We start from the raw sequence: 19,788 nt of genomic DNA on the forward strand, positions 1-19,788 counted from the left end.
GAGCTGAGCGAGGAATGATGAGCGCGAAACAGTCGGTGACCGCGGATCCGTCCGCTTCCGAGCACGCGGCGCTTCTCGTCGAGCTGGCGGAGGCGCTGCGCCGGGTGCGGGGCGGCGACTTCAAGGTCCGACTGCCCCGGCGGGCGGGTGCGGCCGGTGAGGTGGCGGACGCCTTCAACGACGTGGTGTCGATCCAGGAGCGGCAGCACCTGGACCTGCGCCGGATCAGCCGGATCGTCGGCCGGGACGGCCGGCTCACCGAACGCCTCGACGAGGAGGGGTTCGACGGTTCCTGGGCGGAGGGGCAGCGGGCGATCAACTCGCTGATCGACGACCTGGGGCGGCCGACCACCGAGATCGCCCGGGTGATCGTGGCGGTGGCCGACGGCGACCTCTCCCAGCACATGGCGCTGGAGATCGACGGTCGCCCGCTGCGCGGTGAGTACCTGCGCATCGGCCGCACGGTCAACACGATGGTCGACCAGCTCTCGTCCTTCTCCAACGAGGTGACCCGGGTGGCCCGGGAGGTGGGCACCGAAGGCAAGCTCGGCGGCCAGGCCGACGTCCGGGGCGTCGCCGGCACCTGGAAGGACCTCACCGACTCGGTGAACACCATGGCGTCGAACCTGACCGGCCAGGTGCGGTCGATCTCGCAGGTGGCGACGGCGGTGGCCAAGGGCGACCTGTCGCAGAAGATCACCGTCGGGGCGCGCGGCGAGGTGGCCGAGCTGGCCGACACGATGAACTCCCTCACCGACACCCTGCGGCTCTTCGCCGAGCAGGTGACCCGGGTGGCCCGCGAGGTGGGCACCGAGGGCAAGCTCGGCGGTCAGGCGGAGGTGCCGAACGTCGCCGGCACCTGGAAGGACCTGACCGACAGCGTCAACTCGATGGCGTCGAACCTGACCGCCCAGGTGCGCAACATCGCCCAGGTCTCCACCGCGGTGGCCCGGGGTGACCTGTCGCAGAAGATCACCGTTGCGGCGCAGGGTGAGATCCTGGAGCTGAAGGACACCGTCAACACGATGGTCGACCAGCTGTCGTCGTTCGCCGGCGAGGTGACCCGGGTGGCCCGCGAGGTGGGCATCGAGGGCAAGCTGGGTGGCCAGGCCCAGGTGCGTGGGGTCTCCGGCACCTGGCGTGACCTCACCGAGAACGTCAACCAGCTCGCCGGCAACCTGACCAGCCAGGTCCGCAACATCTCGCAGGTCTCCACGGCGGTCGCGAAGGGTGACCTGAGCCAGAAGATCACCGTCGACGCGCAGGGCGAGATCCTGGAGCTGAAGAACACCGTCAACACGATGGTGGACCAGCTGTCGTCGTTCGCCGACGAGGTGACCCGGGTGGCCCGTGAGGTGGGTACCGAGGGCAAGCTGGGTGGTCAGGCGCAGGTCAAGGGCGTCCTGGGTACGTGGCGGGACCTGACCGACAACGTGAACTCGATGGCGTCGAACCTGACGTCGCAGGTGCGCAACATCGCCTCGGTCACCACGGCGGTGGCGAAGGGCGACCTGTCGCAGAAGATCACGGTTGATGCCCGGGGCGAGATCCTGGAGCTGAAGTCGACGGTGAACACGATGGTGGACCAGCTGTCGTCGTTCGCCGACGAGGTGACCCGGGTGGCCCGAGAGGTGGGTACCGAGGGCAAGCTGGGCGGCCAGGCCCAGGTGCGCGGCGTGGCCGGCACCTGGCGGGACCTGACCGACAACGTGAACTCGATGGCGTCGAACCTGACCGCCCAGGTGCGCAACATCGCCCAGGTTTCCACCGCGGTCGCCAAGGGCGACCTGTCGCAGAAGATCACGGTGGACGCGCAGGGCGAGATCCTGGAGCTGAAGTCGACGGTGAACACGATGGTGGACCAGCTGTCGTCGTTCGCCGACGAGGTGACCCGGGTGGCCCGAGAGGTGGGTACCGAGGGCAAGCTGGGTGGTCAGGCGCAGGTCAAGGGCGTCTCGGGTACGTGGCGGGACCTGACCGACAACGTGAACTCGATGGCGTCGAACCTGACGTCGCAGGTGCGCAACATCGCCTCGGTCACCACGGCGGTGGCGAAGGGCGACCTGTCGCAGAAGATCACGGTGGACGCGCAGGGCGAGATCCTGGAGCTGAAGTCCACGGTGAACACGATGGTGGACCAGCTCTCCTCGTTCGCCGACGAGGTCACCCGGGTGGCCCGCGAGGTCGGCATCGAGGGCAAGCTCGGCGGTCAGGCCCAGGTGAAGGGCGTCTCCGGCACCTGGCGCGACCTGACCGAGAACGTCAACCAGCTCGCCTCGACGCTCACCACCCAGCTGCGGGCGATCGCCCAGGTGTCCACCTCGGTGACCCGGGGCGACCTGACCCAGCGGATCGCGGTCAAGGCGCAGGGCGAGGTCGCCGAGCTGAAGGACAACATCAACCAGATGATCGTCACCCTCCGGGAGACGACCAAGAAGAACGCCGAGCAGGGCTGGCTCGACTCCAACCTGGCCCGGATCGGTGGCCTGCTCCAGGGCCAGCGGGACCTCGGCGAGGTCTGCCGCATGATCATGATGGAGGTGACCCCGCTGGTCGACGCGCAGCTCGGCGCGTTCTTCCTGGCGGACACCTCCGAGGGCGTGATGCGGCTGCGGCTGACCGCCTCGTACGGCTACGTGGCGCGCGGCCACGACGTGACCTTCGGGCCCGGGGAGGGGCTGGTCGGTCAGGCGGCGCTGTCGCGCCGCACGATCCGGGTCAACGCGCTGCCCGACGGGCGGCTCACCCTGCGCTCCGGGTTGGCCGAGACGCCCCCGGCCGACCTGGTCGTGCTCCCGGTCCTCTTCGAGGGCGAGCTGCTCGGCGTGATCGAGTTCGCCAGCGTGGCCCGCTTCTCCGAGCTGCACCTGGCGTTCCTGGAGCGGCTGGTGCTGACCACCGGCATCGCGGTCAACACGATCCAGGCCAACCGGCGGACCGAGGAGCTGCTGGCGCAGTCGCAGCGGCTGGCCCTGGAGTTGCAGGACCAGTCGGCGGAGTTGCAGCGCACCAACGCCGAGCTGGAGGACAAGGCCAAGCTGCTCTCCGAGCAGAAGGGCAACATCGAGACCAAGAACCGCGAGATCGAGCTGGCCCGGCTCGGCCTGGAGGAGAAGGCGCAGCAGCTCACCCGGGCTTCGGCGTACAAGTCGGAGTTCCTGGCCAACATGAGCCACGAGCTGCGGACGCCGCTGAACTCGCTGCTGCTGCTGGCCCGGCTGCTGGCCGAGAACTCGGAGCAGAACCTCAGCCGCAAGCAGATCGAGTTCGCCCGCACCATCCACAGCGCCGGCTCGGACCTGCTCTCCCTGATCGACGACATCCTGGACCTGTCCAAGATTGAGGCGGGCCGGATGGACGTCCAGCCGACCGAGATCCGGTTCGACGAGATCCGCGGGTACGTCGAGCAGGCGTTCGCCCCGCAGGCCGAGGAGAAGGGCCTGGACTTCCAGGTACGGGTGGCCAAGGAGCTGCCGCCGGCGCTGGTCACCGACGCCCAGCGGTTGCAGCAGGTCCTGCGCAACCTGCTCTCCAACGCGATCAAGTTCACCGACAACGGCGCGGTGACGTTGCGGATCGCGCCGGCGCCGGAGAACGCGGTCTTCGACGTGCCGGCGCTGACCAACGCCCGGCAGGTGATCGCGTTCACCGTGATCGACACCGGCATCGGCGTCTCGGACGACAAGCTGTCGCTGATCTTCGAGGCGTTCCAGCAGGCCGACGGCACCACCAGCCGCCGCTACGGCGGGACGGGGCTGGGGCTGTCGATCAGCCGGGACCTGGCCCGCCTGCTGGGCGGCACGATCACCGTCACGTCGGCACCCGGTCAGGGCTCGACGTTCACCCTCTTCGTACCCGATGTGCTGGCGCCGGACGCGGTGGTGGCGCCGCAGGCCCCGTCGCCGCAGCGCGCGGGCCTGCCCTCGTCGTTGCTGATGCCGCCGATGGAGCTGCTGCCCCAGCCGGCGGAGGCCCCGGCCACCCGGCAGCTCGACGGCGCCACGGTGCTGATCGTCGACGACGACGTACGGAACGTGTTCGCGCTGACCTCCGCGTTGGAGTTGCACGGCATGGCCGTGTTGTACTCGGACAACGGGGCGGACGGTGTCCGTCTGCTGGCGGAGCATCCGGAGGTGGACATCGTGTTGATGGATGCGATGATGCCGGATCAGGACGGATACGAGACCACCAGGCAGATCCGCCGCAACCACCGCTTCGCGGACCTGCCGATCGTCTTCCTGACGGCGAAGGCGATGCCGGGTGACCGGGAGTCGGCACTGGCGGCCGGGGGCAGTGACTACATCACCAAACCGGTCGACCTGGACGAGTTGATCGAGCGGATGGCGTCGTGGATCAGCGGCAGCCGAGGCGAGGAGAGTTCGTGACGCAGACAGCCAAGGCGCTGCTGGTGGACGACCGGCGGGAGAACCTGATGGCGCTGGAGGCCATTCTCCAGGGCCTTCCGGTGCAGTCGGTCGCCGTGGAGAGCGGTGAGGCGGCGCTGAAGCAGTTGCTGGTGGACGACTTCGCGGTGATCCTGCTGGACGCTCAGATGCCGGACATGGACGGGTTCGAGACCGCCAGTCACATCAAGCGGCGGGAGCGGACCCGGCACGTGCCGATCATCTTCCTCACCGCCGCCGACAAGGACGCGCAGCTCGCCCTGCGCGGCTACGCGGTGGGCGCGGTCGACTACCTCACCAAGCCCTTCGACCCCTGGGTGCTGCGGGCCAAGGTGTCGGTCTTCGTGGAGCTGTGGGTGAAGACCCGGCAGCTCGCCGCGCAGTCCGACCTGGTGCGGGAGCGGGACGCCCAGTGGCGGGTGCTCACCGACGCGGTGGACGAGGCGTCCTCGCTGCTGCGCGCCAACGACGACCAGGAAACCCGCGACCGGGCGGTGGAGATCCTGGAGCAGGCCCGCTGGGGCAACACCGCCTGATCCTGGGTAAGCGTCCCGCGCCGCCCCAAGACCCGCACACATTCACGGGACGAGTGGCCGCGGCGCGCTTGGAAGGCACGATCGGTTCCGATCGGGCGACCAGGTCACCGTCGACGTCGACGCCTGGGAGCCCCCGGCCGAGGACCTCCGCCCGGCGATCGTCGCCGCTTGGACCGACAGCGAAGCGGACGGCCTCGCATCGAGGGCGCCCGCTTCGCCGCGTGCACTAGGCCAGCGTCTTGACGGCCGAGCCCGCCGTGGCCCGCTCCCGCGCGACGCGGCGGCGCCGGGTTGGCAGCCCGAGCGTCGGGTTCGCGACGCCCCAGGCGGCGCCTTTGCAGATCAGTTCCTTGTAGACGGCGGCGAGCTGACCGGTCAGTGCCGCCCGCACGGCGCGGTCGTCGGCGGTCACGTACTGGATCACGCCTTCCTTGCGGCCCAGGGAGATGCACTGTTGGAAGTAGCGGATCGGCATGTTCGGGAGCTTCCCGCCGGTCAGGCGCGCGGCGATCGCGTCGGCGGCCTGCCACGCGGCCGGAGTGCCCGAGGCGCACGACATCCGCAGCGGCTTGTCGCCCGGTCCCATCGCGTAGGCCGCGTCGCCGACGGCGTACACGTCGGGGTGCGAGACCGAGCGCATGGTCCCGTCGACCACGATCTGACCGGCTCCGGTGACCTCCAGGGCGGTCGCCTTCGCGATCGGGTGGACCGCGAAGCCGGTGGTCCACACGGTGACCGCAGCCGGGATGGCCTTGCCGTCGGCGGTCGTGACGCGGTCGGCTTCGACGCCGGTGATGTCTGCGTGCTCGTGCACGGTGATGCCGAGCTTGTCGAAGACCTTCCGCAGGTGCCCGCGGCCCTTGGGCGAGAGCCAGTCGCCGAGGTCGCCGCGGGCGGCGAGGGCGACGTCGAGGTCCGGGCGGGCTTCAGCGATTTCGGTTGCGGCCTCCAGACCGGTGAGGCCGCCGCCGACGACGGTCACGGTCTGCCCGGCCTCCAGGCGGCCCAGGCGCTCGCGCAGCCGGAGCGCTCCCGGGCGGCTGGCGATCTCATGGGCGTGCTCGGCGGTGCCGGGGACGCCCTGGGCGTTCCAGCCGCTGCCGAGGGAGTACACGAGGGTGTCGTACTCCAGCTCCTCGGCGCCGTTGCCGTCCATGACGGCGACGGTCCTGCGGTCGACGTCGACGCCGGTGACCTTCGCGAGCTTCAGTTCGACGCCGGTGCCCGCGAACATCTCGCTGAAGGGCCGGGGCTTGAGGTCCCGGCCGACCGCCAGTTGGTGCATCCGGACCCGCTCCACGAAGTCGGGTTCGGCGTTGACGAGGGTGATGGCGACGTCCTCGCGGTGCAGCCGCTTGGCGAGGCGGCCGGCAGCGATGGCTCCGGTGTATCCGGCTCCGAGGACGATGACGCGGTGCTGCATCTCGGTGCTCCTGTCTGATGCGGGTTCGCCACTTGAACCGGGCGGCCCGCCGTTTCCTGACAGGAATGCGATGTGAAGCACCTCACACGAAGGTCAGAAGGCCTTGAACAGCGGTTCCCCGTGGTCGGCGGCCGCGAACCGCTCGGTCGCGCGCTCCAGCTTGTCGGGGTTGGCCTGGTTGCGGAACGCGGCGATGCCCTCGCCGGTGACCTCCAGGCACACGACGCCGACGACCCGGCCGTCGACGACCGCCACGACGGCGGGGTCGCCGTTGGCGGTCCAGGCGTAGACCTCCGGCGCGCCGCCGACGATGGCGCGCTTGGCCTCGCCGGGTTTGAACAGGCCCCGCAGGAACTTGGCGACCGCGAGGGCGCCCTGGAACGCCTTTGCGCGGGCCGGGACCTTCCCACCGCCGTCGCCGATCGAGATCGCGTCCTCGGTGAGCAGCCGGACGAGCGGCTCGGTCCGGCCGCTGGTGGCGGCCGCGAGGAACTCCTCGACTATCCGCCGGGCGGCGGCTTCGTCGACCTCGGTGCGGGCCTTGCCGTCCGCCACATGCTTCTTGGCGCGGTGGAAGATCTGCTGGCTGGCGGCCTCGGTGATGTCGAGGATCTCCGCGATCTCCCGGTGCGGGTAGTCGAAGGCCTCCCGCAGCACGTACACCGCCCGCTCGCTGGGGGAAAGGCGCTCCATGAGGGTGAGGACCGCGTACGAGACCGATTCGCGCTGCTCGGCGGTGTCGGCCGGGCCAAGCATCGGATCCCCGGCGAGCAGCGGCTCGGGAAGCCATTGGCCCACGTAGGTCTCGCGCCGTGCCCGCGCGGAGGTGAGCTGGTTGAGGCACAGGTTGGTGAGCACCTTCGTAAGCCAGGCCTCGGGGACCTCGATGCGGTCGACGTCGGCGGCCTGCCAGCGCAGGAACGTCTCCTGCACAGCGTCCTCGGCCTCGCCGGCGGAGCCGAGGAGGCGGTAGGCGATGGCCTCCAGGCGGTGCCTGCCGGCCTCGAACCGGTCGACGTCGCTCGCGGTCAAGGGCATGGCCTCGATCCTAGGCGGGGTGGGGGCGGCAACAGTCACAAGATTTTCCGGTCATGGGAAGCCCGCACACCCACGGCTGGCCCGGCCGACCCACCACCCGACGCCTCGAGTGAACCTACTGACGGTCGCCCGTAGCCGGGTGGCCCGGGTGGCCGGTGGCGGCCCGCCGGGCCCGCCAGCGCTCGCCGAGCGAGTCGATTTCCTCCTGGACGAAGACGAAGAAGTCCCGCATCTCGGCCACCCGCTCGCCGGCCGGGGTGTCCCGCCCGCGCAGCGCGTCCACGCCTCCGCCGGCGATGTCGATGAAGGTCTTGTAGAGCCCCGTCTTGGTGATGGTCGCCTCGTACCAGGGGTTGTCCGGCATCCGGTAGCGGTCGCGACGGGAGCCCTTGACCGGCTCGCGGACCAGCATGCCGAACTGGGTGAGATAGCGGACAGCGCCGGAGACGGCCGCGGCGCTGACCCCGAGGCGCTCGCCGATCTCGGCGGCGGTCAGCGGCTCGTCCGCGCTCATCACCGTGAAGAGCACCCGGGCGGCCATCCGGGGAAATCCCACGTCGGCGAAGGCCATTGCCATCCGCTCGACGAAGAGGTGGATCTCCTCCTCGTTCCGGCTGGACGGGCTCTCGGCAGACATCGGCGCGGCTCCTCAGTGCTCATCGGGATTCTGATCGTGCCTCAGATCTCACAGTCTTCACAAGTTTCTGAAACAAGTGTAGCTTCCGAAGCATGGAAACTCCCATTGAGGTGTCCGGCCTGGTCAAGACCTTCGGCCGGATCCGGGCGCTCGACGGCCTCGACCTCAGCGTCCGCGCCGGAGAGGTGCACGGCTTCCTCGGGCCCAACGGCTCCGGCAAGTCCACCACCATCCGGATGCTGCTCGGCCTGCTGCGGGCGGACGCGGGGGCCGTCCGACTCCTCGGCGGCGACCCGTGGCGCGACGCGGTCGCGCTGCACCGCCGGCTGGCGTACGTCCCCGGCGACGTGACCCTCTGGCCCAACCTCTCCGGCGGCGAGGTGATCGACCTGCTCGGCCGGATGCGCGGCGGGCTCGACCCGAAGCGCCGCGCCGAGCTGCTGGAATCCTTCGAGCTGGACCCGCGCAAGAAGGGCCGCGCCTACTCCAAGGGCAACCGGCAGAAGGTCGGCCTGGTCGCCGCGCTGGCCTCCGACGTCGAGCTGCTCATCCTCGACGAGCCGACCTCCGGGCTGGACCCGCTGATGGAGGAGGTCTTCCAGCAGTGGGTGCGCCGGGCCAAGCAGGACGGCCGGACGGTGCTGCTCTCCAGCCACATCCTCGCCGAGGTGGAGGCGCTCTGCGACCGGGTCACCATCATCCGCAACGGGCGGAACGTGGAGACCGGGACGCTGACCGAACTGCGGCACCTGCACCGCACCGCCATCGACGCCGAGATCTCCGCCCCGCTGGACGGCCTGGCGGACCTCCCCGGCGTGCACGACCTGCGGGTGGAGGGCAGCCGGGTGCGCTTCGACGTGGACAACCCGGCGCTGGACGCCGCGCTGCGCCGGCTGGCCGAGCTGGGCGTACGGAGCCTGGTCAGCCAGCCGCCGACGTTGGAGGAGCTGTTCCTGCGGCACTACGGGACGACGGCCGACGAGCCGGCCGGGGCGAACCGATGAGCACCCTCACCGGCACCCGGCACCTCGTCCGACTGATCCTGCGCCGCGACCGCGTCCTGCTGCCGCTCTGGGTGCTGGTGCTGGCGGTGCTGCCGATGACGTACGCGACGAGCTTCTTCGAGCTCTTCCCGACCGCCGCCGACCGGGCCGCGTACGCCACCGGCACCGCGACGAACCCCTCGATCGTCGCTCTGCTCGGCCCGGTGTACGGCGACAGCGTCGGCGCGCTCACCGCCCAGCGGGGCGGCTTCCTCACCCTGATCGTCGGGCTGATCAGCCTGCTCACCGTCATCCGGCACACCCGCACCGAGGAGGAGGCCGGCCGCCGCGAGCTGCTCGGCGCCACCGTGCTCGGCCGGTACGCCGGCCTGACCGCCGCGCTGGCCGTCACCTACGCGGCGAACCTGCTGCTCGGCCTGCTCACCGCGGCCGGCCTGGCCGCCACCGGCCTGCCGGCGGCCGGCTCGCTCTCCTACGGGCTGTCGACCGCGCTGGTCGGGGTCGTCTTCGCCACCGTGGGTGGGCTCGCCGCCCAGCTCACCGAGACGGCCGGCGGCGCGCGGGGGATCGCCGTCGGGGTGCTCGGCCTGGCCTTCGCGCTCCGGCTCGCCGGGGACACCGCGGAGCGGGACTGGCCGAGCTGGCTCTCGCCGCTGGGCTGGGCCCCGCGCATCCGGGCGTACGAGGGCGAGCGCTGGTGGGTGCTGGCGCTGCCCGTCGCGCTGACCGCGCTGCTCGGCGCGCTCGCGTACCCGCTGTCGGTGCGCCGCGACCTGGGCGCCGGGCTGCTGCCGCCCCGGCTCGGGCCGGCGCACGCCGGAGGTGGGTTGTCCGGGCCGTTCGGGCTGGCCTGGCGACTGCACCGGGGTGCGCTGCTCGGCTGGTCGGTCGGCTTCGGGCTGCTCGGGCTGATCCTCGGCGGCGCGGCCGAGGCGGCCGGTCGGTCGGTCGAGGGCAACGTCCAGCTCGAGGAGATCATGGCCCGCTTGGGTGGTTCGTCCGCGCTCGCCGAGGCGTACCTGGGCAGCACGCTCGCCTTCGTCGGCCTGGCCGCCGCCGGCTACGGCATCGCGGCCGCGCTGCGGATGCGGACCGAGGAGGCGGCCGGACGGGCGGAGCCGCTGCTGGCCACCGGGGTGCACCGGTCCCGCTGGCTCGCCTCGCACCTGCTCTTCGCCCTGGTCGGGCCGGTGGTGGTGCTGGCCGTCTCCGGGCTCGCCACCGGGCTCACCTACGGGCTGAGCGTGGGTGACGTGCCGGGCCAGCTGCCCCGGATGCTCGGCGCGGGGCTGGCGCAGGTGCCGGCGGCCTGGGTGCTGGCCGGCCTGGCGGTACTGCTCTACGGGCTGCTGCCCCGGTTCGCGCCGGTGGCCTGGGGGGTGCTCGTGGTCTGCGTGCTGCTCGGTCAGCTCGGCGCGGTGCTGGAGCTGAGCCAGTGGCTGCTGGACGTCTCCCCGTTCACCCACACCCCGCAGGTGCTCGGCGGCTCGTGGACCGCCACCCCGCTGCTGGCCCTCACCGCCCTGGCCGTCCTGCTGGCCGTGACAGGCCTGACCGGCTTCCGCCGCCGCGACGTCCCCACCAGCTGACCGGTTCGTGAGGTGGGCGGCGGCTGAGCCGTCCACCGCACGGTCCGGCGACGGTCAGGGGGCGGTCTCGTTGCGGATCATCAGGGCGGAGCGCAGCCCGGTGATGTCCAGGACGCGGAGCAGAAAGTCACCGACGTTGCTGAGCACCAGCAGGGTCCGCGCGTGGCTGGCCTTGCGGCTGAGCACGACCAGGGTGCCGAGTCCCTGGGAGTCGCAGAACGTGACGCCGCCCAGGTCGAGCACGATCCGCGGCGGGGGGTCGGCGAGCACCTCGTTGACGACGGCCGACAGTTGGCCGGCCGTGAGCATGTCGATCTCACCGGCCAGGCGAAGCACCACTTCATCGCCCGTCCGGTGTACCGTGATGGACAGTTCGGCACGATCCACCCGGTCAGCCTATCGCGATCTCGACGCCCTGGCCCGGTGAGACCTCTTCGGCCGCCGGGCGCGCGCACCGGGGTGAGTCTGGTAACCCCGCCCCGGGGTGGCTGCCGATTGGCCGTTCGGCGCTGACACAATGGCGACATCGTGACCGACATATTTTCCGCCGGATCCGGCCGCTACCCGGCCGACGCGCCGGCCTCCGAGGCCCTGTTCGACCGCGCCAAGGCCATCGTGCCGGGCGGGGTGAACTCCCCCGTGCGCGCCTTCCGGGCCGTCGGTGGCACCCCGCGCTTCATGGTCCGGGGAGAGGGCCCCTGGCTCTACGACGCCGACGGCCGGCGCTACGTCGACCTGGTCTGCTCGTGGGGCCCGCTGATCCTCGGTCACGCCCACCCCGAGGTGGTCGAGGCCATCCGGGAGGCCGCCGGCAAGGGCACCAGCTTCGGTACGCCGACGCCCGGCGAGGTCGAGCTGGCCGCGGAGATCGTCGACCGCACCCCGGTCGAGCAGGTCCGCCTGGTCAACTCCGGCACCGAGGCCACCATGTCGGCGATCCGGCTGGCCCGCGGCTTCACCGGGCGTTCCAAGATCATCAAGTTCTCCGGCTGCTACCACGGTCACTCCGACGGGCTGCTCGCCGCCGCCGGCTCCGGCGTGGCCACCCTCGGCCTGCCCGACTCGCCCGGTGTCACCGGCGCGGCGGCGGGTGACACCATCGTGCTGCCGTACAACGACATCACGGCGGTGGAGAAGGTCTTCGCCGACGAGGGCCGGCACATCGCCGCGGTGATCACCGAGGCCGCCGCCGGCAACATGGGCGTGGTCGCCCCGCGCGACGGCTTCAACCAGCGGCTCGCCGCGATCGCCCACGCCGAGGGCGCGCTGCTCATCGTCGACGAGGTGATGACCGGTTTCCGGGTCTCCCGCGCCGGCTGGCACGGGCTCGACCCGTCCGACGCCGACCTGTGGACGTACGGGAAGGTCATGGGCGGCGGACTGCCCGCCGCCGCGTTCGGTGGGCGCACCGAGATCATGGACCGACTGGCCCCCGCCGGCCCGGTCTACCAAGCCGGCACGCTCTCCGGTAACCCGCTGGCCTGCGCCGCCGGCCTGGCCACCCTGCGGCTCGCCGACGACGCGCTCTACCGCCGGCTCGACCAGACCGCCGCCACCGTGGGCCGGCTCGCCGCCGACGCGCTGGCCGCCGCCGGGGTCCCGCACCGCCTGTCGTACGCGGGCAACATGTTCTCGATCTTCTTCACCGACGCCGAGGTGCGCGACTACGACAGCGCCCGCACCCAGCAGGTGCCCGCCTTCAAGGCGTTCTTCCACGCGATGCTCGCCGCCGGCGTGTACCTGCCGCCGAGCGCGTTCGAGTCGTGGTTCGTCTCGGCGGCGATCGACGACGCCGCACTGGAGCAGATCGCGGCCGCGCTGCCGACGGCGGCGAACGCGGCGGCAGCGGCGGGGCACGGGGGGTAGGGAACGTGAGCGCAACGGTTGTCCACGTGCTGCGGCACGGCGAGGTGCACAACCCGGACCAGATCCTGTACGGGCGGCTGCCCGGCTTCCGCCTGTCGGAGCTGGGCATCCAGATGGCGAAGGCGGCGGCGCAGGCGCTCGCCGAGCGGGAGATCGTGCACGTGGTGACGAGCCCGCTGGAGCGCGCCCAGCAGACCGCCGAGCCGATCGCCGCCCAGTTCGGGCTCCCCGTCGGGGTGGACGAGCGGCTGATCGAGAGCGCCAACTGGTTCGAGGGCAAGAAGGTCTCGCCGGGCGACGGCTCGTTCCGCGACCCGCGCAACTGGTGGGTGCTGCGCGACCCCGTCACCCCCTCGTGGGGCGAGGCCTACCAGGCCATCGCCGAGCGGATGTTCGCCGCGCTGCACGCCGCCCGGGTCGCCGCCGAGGGGCGCGAGGCCGTCCTGGTCTCCCACCAGCTGCCGATCTGGACGCTGCGCCGCCACGTCGAGCGCAAGCGGCTCTGGCACGACCCGCGCCGCCGGCAGTGCGGCCTGGCCAGCCTCACCTCGTTCCACTTCGACGGCGCGAAGGTCACCGGGATCGGCTACAGCGAGCCCGCCGCGCACCTGATCGCGATGTCGACGACAGCCCGGACGGCCAAGGGGGCCTGATGCGTTCCCGGAGGTCGATCGCCGTCCTGCTCGCCGCCGTCACCGCCGGGACGGCGCTGGTCGGCTGCTCCGCCGAGAACGGGGAGAGCCGCTGCGCCAACGACGGCGGCATCGTCGCGTGCGCGCCGGACCAGCGCTCGGCCGCCCCGAAGATCGCCGGTGAGCTGCTCACCGGCGGCCGGTACGACGTCTCCGAGGCCCGTGGCCAGGTGGTCGTGCTCAACTTCTGGGGCTCGTGGTGCGCGCCCTGCCGGGCCGAGGCCGACGACCTGGAGGCCACCTATCAGGCCACCAAGGCCGCCGGGGTGACCTTCCTCGGCATCAACGTGCAGGACAGCAGGGACAAGGCGATCGCCTTCGAGGAGGGCCGGGTCACCTACCGGAGCCTGTTCGACCCGGCGAGCCGGCTCGCGCTCGCCCTGGAGATCCCGCCGAACACCGTCCCGGCCACCGTCGTGCTCGACCGCGACGGCCGGGTCGCCACCGTGATCCGGGCGGCCGTCAAGCAGGACGGCCTGCAACCGATCGTCGAGCGGATCGCGGCCGAGCAGCCGGCCGCCGGTTCCCGCTGATGGGCGAGACGTTCCGCCAGGTCGCCGAGTCGGGTCCGCTGCTGCTGGCGATCGGGGCGGCGGCGCTCGCCGGGCTGGTCAGCTTCCTCTCCCCGTGCGTGCTGCCGCTGATGCCCGGCTACCTGTCGTACGTGACCGGGCTCGCCGGCGCGGACCTGGAGGGGCGGGCGCGCGCCGAGGAGCCCCCGGCCGGCGACGCGGCCCCGCCCGGTGCCGCGGGCGCGGCCGGCGGCGGAGTGGCCGTCGCGACGCCCGTGGCCGCCCGGCCGGCGGCGGCGGTCAAGGGGCGGGTGCTCGCCGGGACGCTGCTCTTCATCGCCGGTTTCACCGTCGTCTTCACCGCCACCGCGATCCTCTTCGCCAGCTTCGGCCGGGTCTTCTTCGACCACGAGCGGACGCTGGAGATCGTCATCGGCACGCTGGTCGTGCTGCTCGGGCTGAGCTACCTGGGCGTGGTCCCCGGCATGCAGCGCGAGTTCCGCATCCAGCGGCTGCCCGCCGCCGGGCTGCTCGGGGCGCCGGTCCTCGGCGCGGTCTTCGCGCTGAGCTGGCTGCCCTGCACCGGCCCGACGCTGGGCGCGGTGCTGGGCATGGCCACGGCGGCCGGCAAGACCGACCGGGCCGTGGTGCTGGCCGTGGCCTACTGCCTCGGGCTGGGGATACCGTTCGTCGTCTTCGGGCTGGGCTTCCACCGCCTGCTCGGGGTCTTCCGCGCCGTGCGGCGCAACAGCCGCTGGGTCACCCGCATCGGTGGGGTCCTGCTGATCCTGATCGGCCTGGCGTTGGTCACCGGCGGGTGGCAGAACTTCGTGATCTGGTTGCAGACGACCGTGGGCGTGGGCGAGGTGAGCATCTGATGACGACCGTGGACGACCGGCCGGCCACCCCGCCGGCCGAGGCGCCCCGGCGGCGGCCCAACCCGGCGCTGGCCCTGCTGCGCAACTCGTGGCGGCAGCTCACCAGCATGCGTACCGCCCTGGTGCTGTTGTTCCTGCTCGCGGTCGCCGCCATCCCCGGCTCGGTGCTGCCGCAGCGCGGCGTCAACCCGGAGAAGGTGAACGAGTACTTCCGGGCACACCCGGAGCTCGCCCCGCAACTCGACCGGATCGGCGCCTTCGAGGTCTTCGGCTCGGTCTGGTTCTCCGCGATCTACCTGCTGCTGTTCACCTCGCTGGTTGGCTGCATCCTGCCCCGGATGCGCGACCACCTGCGCGCGCTGCGGTCCCGGCCGCCGGCCGCGCCGAAGCGGCTGGAGCGGCTGCCGCAGCACGCGGTGCTGCCGGCGCACGCGCCCACCGAGCCGGCGGCGATCGCCGCCGTACTGCGCCGGCGCCGCTGGCGGGTCGAGGTACGCGGCAACGAGGTCTCCGCCGAGAAGGGCTACCTCAAGGAGACCGGCAACCTGCTCTTCCACACCTCGCTGGTCGCCGTGCTGATCGGGGTGGCGCTCGGCTCCTGGTACGGCTGGCACGGCAACCGGCTGCTGGTCGCCGGCGAGGAGAACGCCTTCTGCAACACCCGTCAGCAGTACAGCGAGGCCTCCCTCGGCCCGCGGGTGGACAGCGCCGACCTGCCCGGGTTCTGCCTGACCCTGGACAACTTCGACGCCCGGTTCCTTTCCTCGGGCCAGCCGGAGAGCTACCGGGCCTCGGTGACCGTGGACGAGCCGGACGGCACGAAGCGGGCGGCCGGCTTCTCGGTCAACTCGCCGCTGCGGCTCGACTCCGCCAACGTCTACCTGCTCGGCCACGGGTACGCCCCGGTGCTCAAGTACACCGACCGGTACGGGCGCAGCCAGACCAGCACCGTGCCGTTCCTGACCTCCGGGGACGCCAACCTCACGAGTGAGGGTGTGGCGGCCTTCCCGGACGCCAACGTCGACCCGAAGACCGGCAAGCGCGCCGCCGACCAGCAGGTCGCGTTCGACGGGCTCTACCTGCCGACCGCTCCGGACACCGCGCCCTTCGTCGAGTCGAAGTACCCGACCGAGCGGAACCCGGCGGTGGTGTTGACCGCCTACCGGGGCAACCTGGGGCTGGACGCCGGCATCCCCGGCTCGGTCTACCAGCTCGACCAGCGCCAGGTGACCAGCGGCAAGCTCAAGGAGATCGGCCAGAAGAAGCTGGGCGTCGGGGAGAAGTGGACCCTGGACGATGGCAGCAGCCTGGAGTTCGTGGGAACCAAGCCGTACATCACGCTCTCGGTGCGGCACGCCCCCGGCCAGACGCTGATGCTCGGCGCCTGCGTGGTACTGCTGGGCGGCCTGATGGGTTCGCTCTTCGCCCGGCGCCGGCGGGTCTGGTTCCGGGTGACCCCCGTCGACCCCGACGGTGGATCTCCGACGCACGGTAGTAGTTTGGTGGAGGCCGGTGGGCTGCCGCGCACCGAGCATCCGGGGTTCGCCGACGAGTTCGCGCAGCTCGTGGCCGCGGTCAGCGGCGACGAGCGGCCCGACGGGCGGGCGCGAGAGGGAGTCGAGTGATGTCCGCAGTCTCCGACCAGCTGGTGACGTTCGCGATCCTGGCGTACCTGATCGCGATGATCAGCCACGCCGTCGAGTACGCGCTGGGCAACGTCCGCGCGGTGTCGACCGCCCCCGCTCGTGAGCTGGTCGGCGCCGGAGTGGGCGCCACCGGCGGCCCGGTCGACGCCCCCGCCGCGCCGGTGGTTGCCGAGACCCGGCGCAGCCGGTCGGCGCAGCGGGCCCGGCTGGCCGGGCGGATCGCCGCCGGTGTCACCGTGCTGGCCGCCGCGCTGCACCTCGGGGCGCTGGTCACCCGGGGCATCGCCGCCGAGCGGATGCCCTGGGGCAACATGTACGAGTTCGTGCTGACGGTCACCTGGATCGGCACGGCGGCCTGGCTGGCGGTGCTCGTCAAGCGCCCCGCGCTGCGCCGGCTGGGGCTCTTCCTCACGCTGGTGATGGTGCTGCTGCTCGCCTTCGCCGAGCTGAAGCTCTACGTCCAGGTGGTGCCGTTGATGCCGGCGCTGCAGTCCTACTGGTTCATCGTCCACGTGTCGACGATCGTGTTCAGCTCGGGCATCTTCCTGCTGGGCGTGGTGCCGGCGGTGGCGTTCCTGATCCGCAACGGGTACGAGCAGGGCAAGCGGAGCTTCCCCTACACGCTGGCCCGGCGGCTGCCCGCGGCGGCCGGCCTGGAGCGGCTGACCTTCGCGCTGCACGCCTTCGCGTTCCCGGTCTTCACCTTCGCGGTGATCGCCGGCGCGATCTGGGCCGAGGCGGCCTGGGGTCGGGCCTGGGGCTGGGACCCGAAGGAGACCTGGGCGTTCATCTCCTGGGTGGTCTACGCCGGCTACCTGCACGCCCGGGCGACCCCGAGCGTGAAGCGCAACGTGGCCACCTGGATCGCGGTGCTCGGCTTCCTGACCATGCTGATGAACCTGTTCGGGGTCAACTTCTTCTTCACCGGCCTGCACTCCTACGCCGGGGTGGAGTGAGCCGGCCGGTCAGCACCCGGTCCACGCCGAGCGTGACCTGGTGGGCGATCTCCGGCACGTCGGCCAGCTCGATCCGCAGCTCGCGGGCCACCGCGTCCCGGATCTCGGCCAGCAGGGGCGAGAGGCCGTCCCGGTCACCCACCACGTACGCGTCGTCCACTCCGCCATGCCGACCCACGGAGTGCGGCGCGCACACCACCGCTCCGCAGAATGTAGAACCACACTTCTAAGAACTGTGGTTCTACGAAATGTGCGCGCGACTGGCCTCCCGCCCCCGCCAGTTGGCCCCGTCGCCCCTACGCGAAGTGGCCCTCAGTGATCGTCTGCGGTTCTCCGGCGGTCTGTCCGGCGTGTCGAGTCGGCAAGGCGTAGACGATCATGTGCGCGGCGGTCAGCCGCCGAACCAGCCGGGGACGTCGAGGCGGAAGAAGTTGGGCTGGGCGATCGCGCGCAGGTCGTCCTCCATCGCGCTGACGCGCTCCGCGCCGAGGGTGGCCGCCCAGCGCTCGCGCAGCGCGTCGAAGATGACCGCCGAGCGGCGCAGCCCGTCGACTCCCCGCTCGGTCATCCGGACCAGCTTGCGCCGGGCGTCGGCGGGGTCGTCGGCGCGTTCCAGGTAGCCGAGCGCGACCAGCCGGTCGACGGTCTTGCCGGCCGCCTGCTTGGAGACGCCGAGGCGCTGGCCCAGCTCACCGGCCGTGGTGCCGTCGACGCCGACGGCCTGGAGGACGAAGCCGTGCAGCGGCCGCAGGTCCGGGTGCCCCTGCCGGGCCAGCTCGGCGTGCAGGTCGTCGATGAGGGTACGGAAGCCGGCCAGCAGCAGCAGGGGCAGCACGAAGCCGGGACGGTCGGACTCAGGCGTTGTCATGTTCGACAACCTCGTTTACTATTTGGTCAACCACGTTGACGATCGTACCCGAGGGGTTTCGCCTTGTCCGTCTTCACCGCCCACACTGCCGAGACCGCGCCCGCCGCCGCCCGCCCCACCATGGCCGGCGTGCAGCGCAGGCTCGGTCACCTCCCCGAGGCCGTCGCCCGGATGGCCGAGTCGCCCGAGCTGCTCAAGGGCTTCCTCACCGCCAACGCCACCTTCGAATCCACCGACCTCGACCCGGTCGAGCGGGAGGTCGTGGTGCTGACCGTCGCCACCCGCAACGAGTGCCACGTCTGCGTGGCGATGCACACCGCCACCCTCACCCGGCACGGCGCCGATCCGGCCCTGACCGCCGCGCTGCGCACCGGCGCGCCGCTGGCCGACCCGCGGCTGGATGCACTGCGCCGGTTCACCGTCGCCGTCCTCGACCACCGGGGCGCGGTGCCGCAGGGCGAGCTGGACGCGTTCCTCGCCGCCGGCTGGCGCCCCCGGCACGCCCTCGACGTGGTGCTCGGCGTCGGCACGTACACGATCTCCACCTTCGCCAACCGGCTCACCGACGCTCCGCTCGACCCGGCCCTGGCCGGGCACGCCTGGGCGCCGGCCGCCTGACCGGCGGGCTCAGCCGCGCAGGAACGGCAGCACCAGGCCGGCCAGCTCCGCCGGCCGCTCCTCGAAGAGCCAGTGGCCGCAGTCCTCGACCACCTCGCCGGTGACCGTGCCGGCGTACCGGCGGACCTGGTCGGCCACCTGCTCGCCGAGGCTGGCCCGGGCGCCGACGGCGAGCACCGGCATGGGCAGCTTCGTCGCCCGGTACGCCGCGTTGTCCGCGACGTCCTGCCCGAACGCCCGGAAGTACGCGAAGCTGGCACGCAGGTGGGCCGGGTCGCGCAGGTGTCCGGCGTACTCCTCGACGTCCTCCCGCCCGAGGCTGCCCTTGTTCACCATGATCGAGTCGGTGAAGCGCTCCACCCAGAGCGTCTCCCGGCCGACGATCAGCTCCTCGGGCAGACCGTTCGTCACGTTGAAGAAGCCGAAGTTCCAGACCGCCGGCCCGGCGCTGCTCAGCGCGGGGAAGGCGTAGACGCTCTCGTCCGGGATGGGCGCCTCGGTCAGCACCAGCCGGGACACCTCGTCGGGATGGGCGGCGGCGTACGAGTAGGCGACCATGGTGCCCAGATCGTGGCCGACCAGCCGGATGTCGCCGGCCAGGCCGAGCCCGGTCAGCAGCCCGTGCAGGTCGGCCGCGAGGGTCTTCTTGTCGTACCCGCCGGGCGGGGCGTCGCTGTCGCCGAAGCCGCGCAGGTCGGGCGCCACCACCTCGTACGACCGCCCCAGCTCGGGCAGCAGGTGACGCCACATGCGCCAGCACTGCGGATAGCCGTGCAACAGCACCAGGGTGGGTCCGCGGCCGCCGCGGACGTAGTTCATCGTCACGTCGCCGACCTGTGCCCGCTGCTCAGTGAACCCCACCGGTACCCGTCCGTCGCCCATCGCCGCTCCCCGTCTCGACCGGCGCCTCGACTACCCGGCCGGCCACCGCCCATGCCACCGCCCATGCCACCGCCCATGCCGGCACCCGCCGGCCGGCCGGGCGGTCCGTGGGACCTGCGGGTGGCGTCGCCTGCCGGATGGCTGGCCGCCCTGGGGCCCGGCCCGGCCGGGACTTCGCCGCCGCGCGGTGCGCCGGAGGCGTGGGGAGACGCACACCGCCCGCGCCGACCCGGCGTGGGC

18 protein-coding genes are annotated in these 19,788 nt (G+C 72.0%); 11 read left to right on the forward strand and 7 right to left on the reverse strand.

The window, feature by feature from the left end:
* The first annotated feature begins 14 nt into the window (after positions 1–14).
* Together ACTMS9_RS01705 and ACTMS9_RS01710 are read left to right on the forward strand one after the other, a co-directional pair.
* A complete protein-coding gene (locus tag ACTMS9_RS01705; RefSeq protein ID WP_441143164.1) occupies positions 15–4,385 on the forward strand; it encodes a HAMP domain-containing protein in 4,371 nt (1,456 codons plus the stop codon).
* Positions 4,382–4,939, forward strand: a complete 558-nt coding sequence (locus ACTMS9_RS01710) for a response regulator (protein ID WP_441143162.1) — start codon at positions 4,382–4,384, stop codon at positions 4,937–4,939. The genes ACTMS9_RS01705 and ACTMS9_RS01710 overlap by 4 nt, the downstream gene beginning before the upstream one ends.
* A 226-nt stretch (positions 4,940–5,165) precedes the next feature.
* Here the strand turns inward: ACTMS9_RS01710 and ACTMS9_RS01715 are convergent, their stop codons facing one another.
* The 3 genes from ACTMS9_RS01715 to ACTMS9_RS01725 form a co-directional block, all read right to left on the reverse strand.
* Positions 5,166–6,362 (reverse strand): NAD(P)/FAD-dependent oxidoreductase, encoded by a 1,197-nt coding sequence (locus tag ACTMS9_RS01715; protein ID WP_441163951.1) that lies wholly within the window; start codon positions 6,360–6,362, stop codon positions 5,166–5,168.
* A gap of 93 nt (positions 6,363–6,455) precedes the next feature.
* Positions 6,456–7,400, reverse strand: a complete 945-nt coding sequence (gene sigJ / locus ACTMS9_RS01720; protein WP_441143158.1) for an RNA polymerase sigma factor SigJ — start codon at positions 7,398–7,400, stop codon at positions 6,456–6,458.
* Positions 7,401–7,515: 115 nt separating this feature from the next.
* Entirely contained in the window at positions 7,516–8,037 is a 522-nt protein-coding gene (locus tag ACTMS9_RS01725) for a GbsR/MarR family transcriptional regulator (RefSeq protein WP_441163952.1), read from the reverse strand.
* Between the two features lie 92 nt (positions 8,038–8,129).
* On the opposite strand from ACTMS9_RS01725, the gene ACTMS9_RS01730 reads away from it, so the two are divergent.
* The gene (locus ACTMS9_RS01730; protein ID WP_441163953.1) at positions 8,130–9,041 is read left to right on the forward strand and encodes an ABC transporter ATP-binding protein; all 912 of its coding nucleotides are present in this window, start codon (positions 8,130–8,132) and stop codon (positions 9,039–9,041) included.
* Entirely contained in the window at positions 9,038–10,630 is a 1,593-nt protein-coding gene (locus ACTMS9_RS01735) for an ABC transporter permease (protein ID WP_441143151.1), read from the forward strand. The genes ACTMS9_RS01730 and ACTMS9_RS01735 overlap by 4 nt, the downstream gene beginning before the upstream one ends.
* Before the next feature lie 54 nt (positions 10,631–10,684).
* Here the strand turns inward: ACTMS9_RS01735 and ACTMS9_RS01740 are convergent, their stop codons facing one another.
* Entirely contained in the window at positions 10,685–11,017 is a 333-nt protein-coding gene (locus ACTMS9_RS01740; RefSeq protein WP_238451628.1) for an STAS domain-containing protein, read from the reverse strand.
* Positions 11,018–11,158: 141 nt separating this feature from the next.
* Here ACTMS9_RS01740 and hemL point away from each other — a divergent pair, with 141 nt between their 5' ends.
* From hemL to ccsB, 6 genes are read left to right on the forward strand one after another with little or no spacing between them, the layout of a single operon-like run.
* The gene (gene hemL, locus ACTMS9_RS01745) at positions 11,159–12,496 is read left to right on the forward strand and encodes a glutamate-1-semialdehyde 2,1-aminomutase (protein ID WP_210778268.1); all 1,338 of its coding nucleotides are present in this window, start codon (positions 11,159–11,161) and stop codon (positions 12,494–12,496) included.
* A 5-nt stretch (positions 12,497–12,501) separates the two neighbouring features.
* Positions 12,502–13,149, forward strand: coding sequence for a histidine phosphatase family protein (locus tag ACTMS9_RS01750; protein ID WP_441163954.1), 648 nt, complete (start codon positions 12,502–12,504; stop codon positions 13,147–13,149).
* Positions 13,149–13,721: a TlpA family protein disulfide reductase gene (locus tag ACTMS9_RS01755; protein WP_441143148.1), complete on the forward strand. Its 573-nt coding sequence runs from the start codon at positions 13,149–13,151 to the stop codon at positions 13,719–13,721. Before ACTMS9_RS01750 ends, ACTMS9_RS01755 begins: the two co-directional genes overlap by 1 nt.
* Positions 13,721–14,578 carry a cytochrome c biogenesis CcdA family protein gene (locus ACTMS9_RS01760; RefSeq protein WP_441143146.1) on the forward strand — a complete coding sequence of 286 codons (858 nt, stop codon included), beginning with the start codon at positions 13,721–13,723 and terminating at the stop codon, positions 14,576–14,578. Before ACTMS9_RS01755 ends, ACTMS9_RS01760 begins: the two co-directional genes overlap by 1 nt.
* On the forward strand, positions 14,578–16,203 hold the full coding sequence (resB, locus tag ACTMS9_RS01765) for a cytochrome c biogenesis protein ResB (RefSeq protein ID WP_441163955.1): 1,626 nt from the start codon (positions 14,578–14,580) through the stop codon (positions 16,201–16,203). The genes ACTMS9_RS01760 and resB overlap by 1 nt, the downstream gene beginning before the upstream one ends.
* Positions 16,203–17,180 carry a c-type cytochrome biogenesis protein CcsB gene (ccsB, locus tag ACTMS9_RS01770; protein ID WP_441143142.1) on the forward strand — a complete coding sequence of 326 codons (978 nt, stop codon included), beginning with the start codon at positions 16,203–16,205 and terminating at the stop codon, positions 17,178–17,180. Before resB ends, ccsB begins: the two co-directional genes overlap by 1 nt.
* Here the strand turns inward: ccsB and ACTMS9_RS01775 are convergent.
* On the reverse strand, positions 17,146–17,340 hold the full coding sequence (locus ACTMS9_RS01775) for a hypothetical protein (protein ID WP_441143140.1): 195 nt from the start codon (positions 17,338–17,340) through the stop codon (positions 17,146–17,148). The genes ccsB and ACTMS9_RS01775 overlap by 35 nt on opposite strands.
* A 231-nt stretch (positions 17,341–17,571) precedes the next feature.
* Entirely contained in the window at positions 17,572–18,048 is a 477-nt protein-coding gene (locus ACTMS9_RS01780) for a MarR family winged helix-turn-helix transcriptional regulator (protein WP_441163956.1), read from the reverse strand.
* Positions 18,049–18,111: 63 nt separating this feature from the next.
* On the opposite strand from ACTMS9_RS01780, the gene ACTMS9_RS01785 reads away from it, so the two are divergent.
* Positions 18,112–18,666 (forward strand): carboxymuconolactone decarboxylase family protein, encoded by a 555-nt coding sequence (locus ACTMS9_RS01785; RefSeq protein ID WP_441163957.1) that lies wholly within the window; start codon positions 18,112–18,114, stop codon positions 18,664–18,666.
* A gap of 9 nt (positions 18,667–18,675) precedes the next feature.
* Here ACTMS9_RS01785 and ACTMS9_RS01790 read toward each other — a convergent pair whose 3' ends face one another.
* Positions 18,676–19,548 carry an alpha/beta fold hydrolase gene (locus ACTMS9_RS01790; protein WP_441163958.1) on the reverse strand — a complete coding sequence of 291 codons (873 nt, stop codon included), beginning with the start codon at positions 19,546–19,548 and terminating at the stop codon, positions 18,676–18,678.
* Positions 19,549–19,788: the final 240 nt, after the last annotated feature.

The sequence above is a fragment of the Micromonospora sp. L31 genome, assembly GCF_052068075.1.
GTDB lineage: Bacteria > Actinomycetota > Actinomycetes > Mycobacteriales > Micromonosporaceae > Micromonospora > Micromonospora purpureochromogenes.

Bases quoted from the DNA above. Each gene is read 5' to 3' on its own strand.
- ACTMS9_RS01705 (WP_441143164.1), top strand. From the start codon at position 15: ATGATGAGCGCGAAACAGTCGGTGACCGCGGATCCGTCCGCTTCCGAG.
- ACTMS9_RS01715 (WP_441163951.1), bottom strand. From the start codon at position 6,362: ATGCAGCACCGCGTCATCGTCCTCGGAGCCGGATACACCGGAGCCATC.
- sigJ (WP_441143158.1), bottom strand. From the start codon at position 7,400: ATGCCCTTGACCGCGAGCGACGTCGACCGGTTCGAGGCCGGCAGGCAC.
- ACTMS9_RS01725 (WP_441163952.1), bottom strand. From the start codon at position 8,037: ATGTCTGCCGAGAGCCCGTCCAGCCGGAACGAGGAGGAGATCCACCTC.
- ACTMS9_RS01730 (WP_441163953.1), top strand. From the start codon at position 8,130: ATGGAAACTCCCATTGAGGTGTCCGGCCTGGTCAAGACCTTCGGCCGG.
- ACTMS9_RS01735 (WP_441143151.1), top strand. From the start codon at position 9,038: ATGAGCACCCTCACCGGCACCCGGCACCTCGTCCGACTGATCCTGCGC.
- ACTMS9_RS01755 (WP_441143148.1), top strand. From the start codon at position 13,149: ATGCGTTCCCGGAGGTCGATCGCCGTCCTGCTCGCCGCCGTCACCGCC.
- ACTMS9_RS01760 (WP_441143146.1), top strand. From the start codon at position 13,721: ATGGGCGAGACGTTCCGCCAGGTCGCCGAGTCGGGTCCGCTGCTGCTG.
- resB (WP_441163955.1), top strand. From the start codon at position 14,578: ATGACGACCGTGGACGACCGGCCGGCCACCCCGCCGGCCGAGGCGCCC.
- ccsB (WP_441143142.1), top strand. From the start codon at position 16,203: ATGTCCGCAGTCTCCGACCAGCTGGTGACGTTCGCGATCCTGGCGTAC.
- ACTMS9_RS01780 (WP_441163956.1), bottom strand. From the start codon at position 18,048: ATGACAACGCCTGAGTCCGACCGTCCCGGCTTCGTGCTGCCCCTGCTG.
- ACTMS9_RS01790 (WP_441163958.1), bottom strand. From the start codon at position 19,548: ATGGGCGACGGACGGGTACCGGTGGGGTTCACTGAGCAGCGGGCACAG.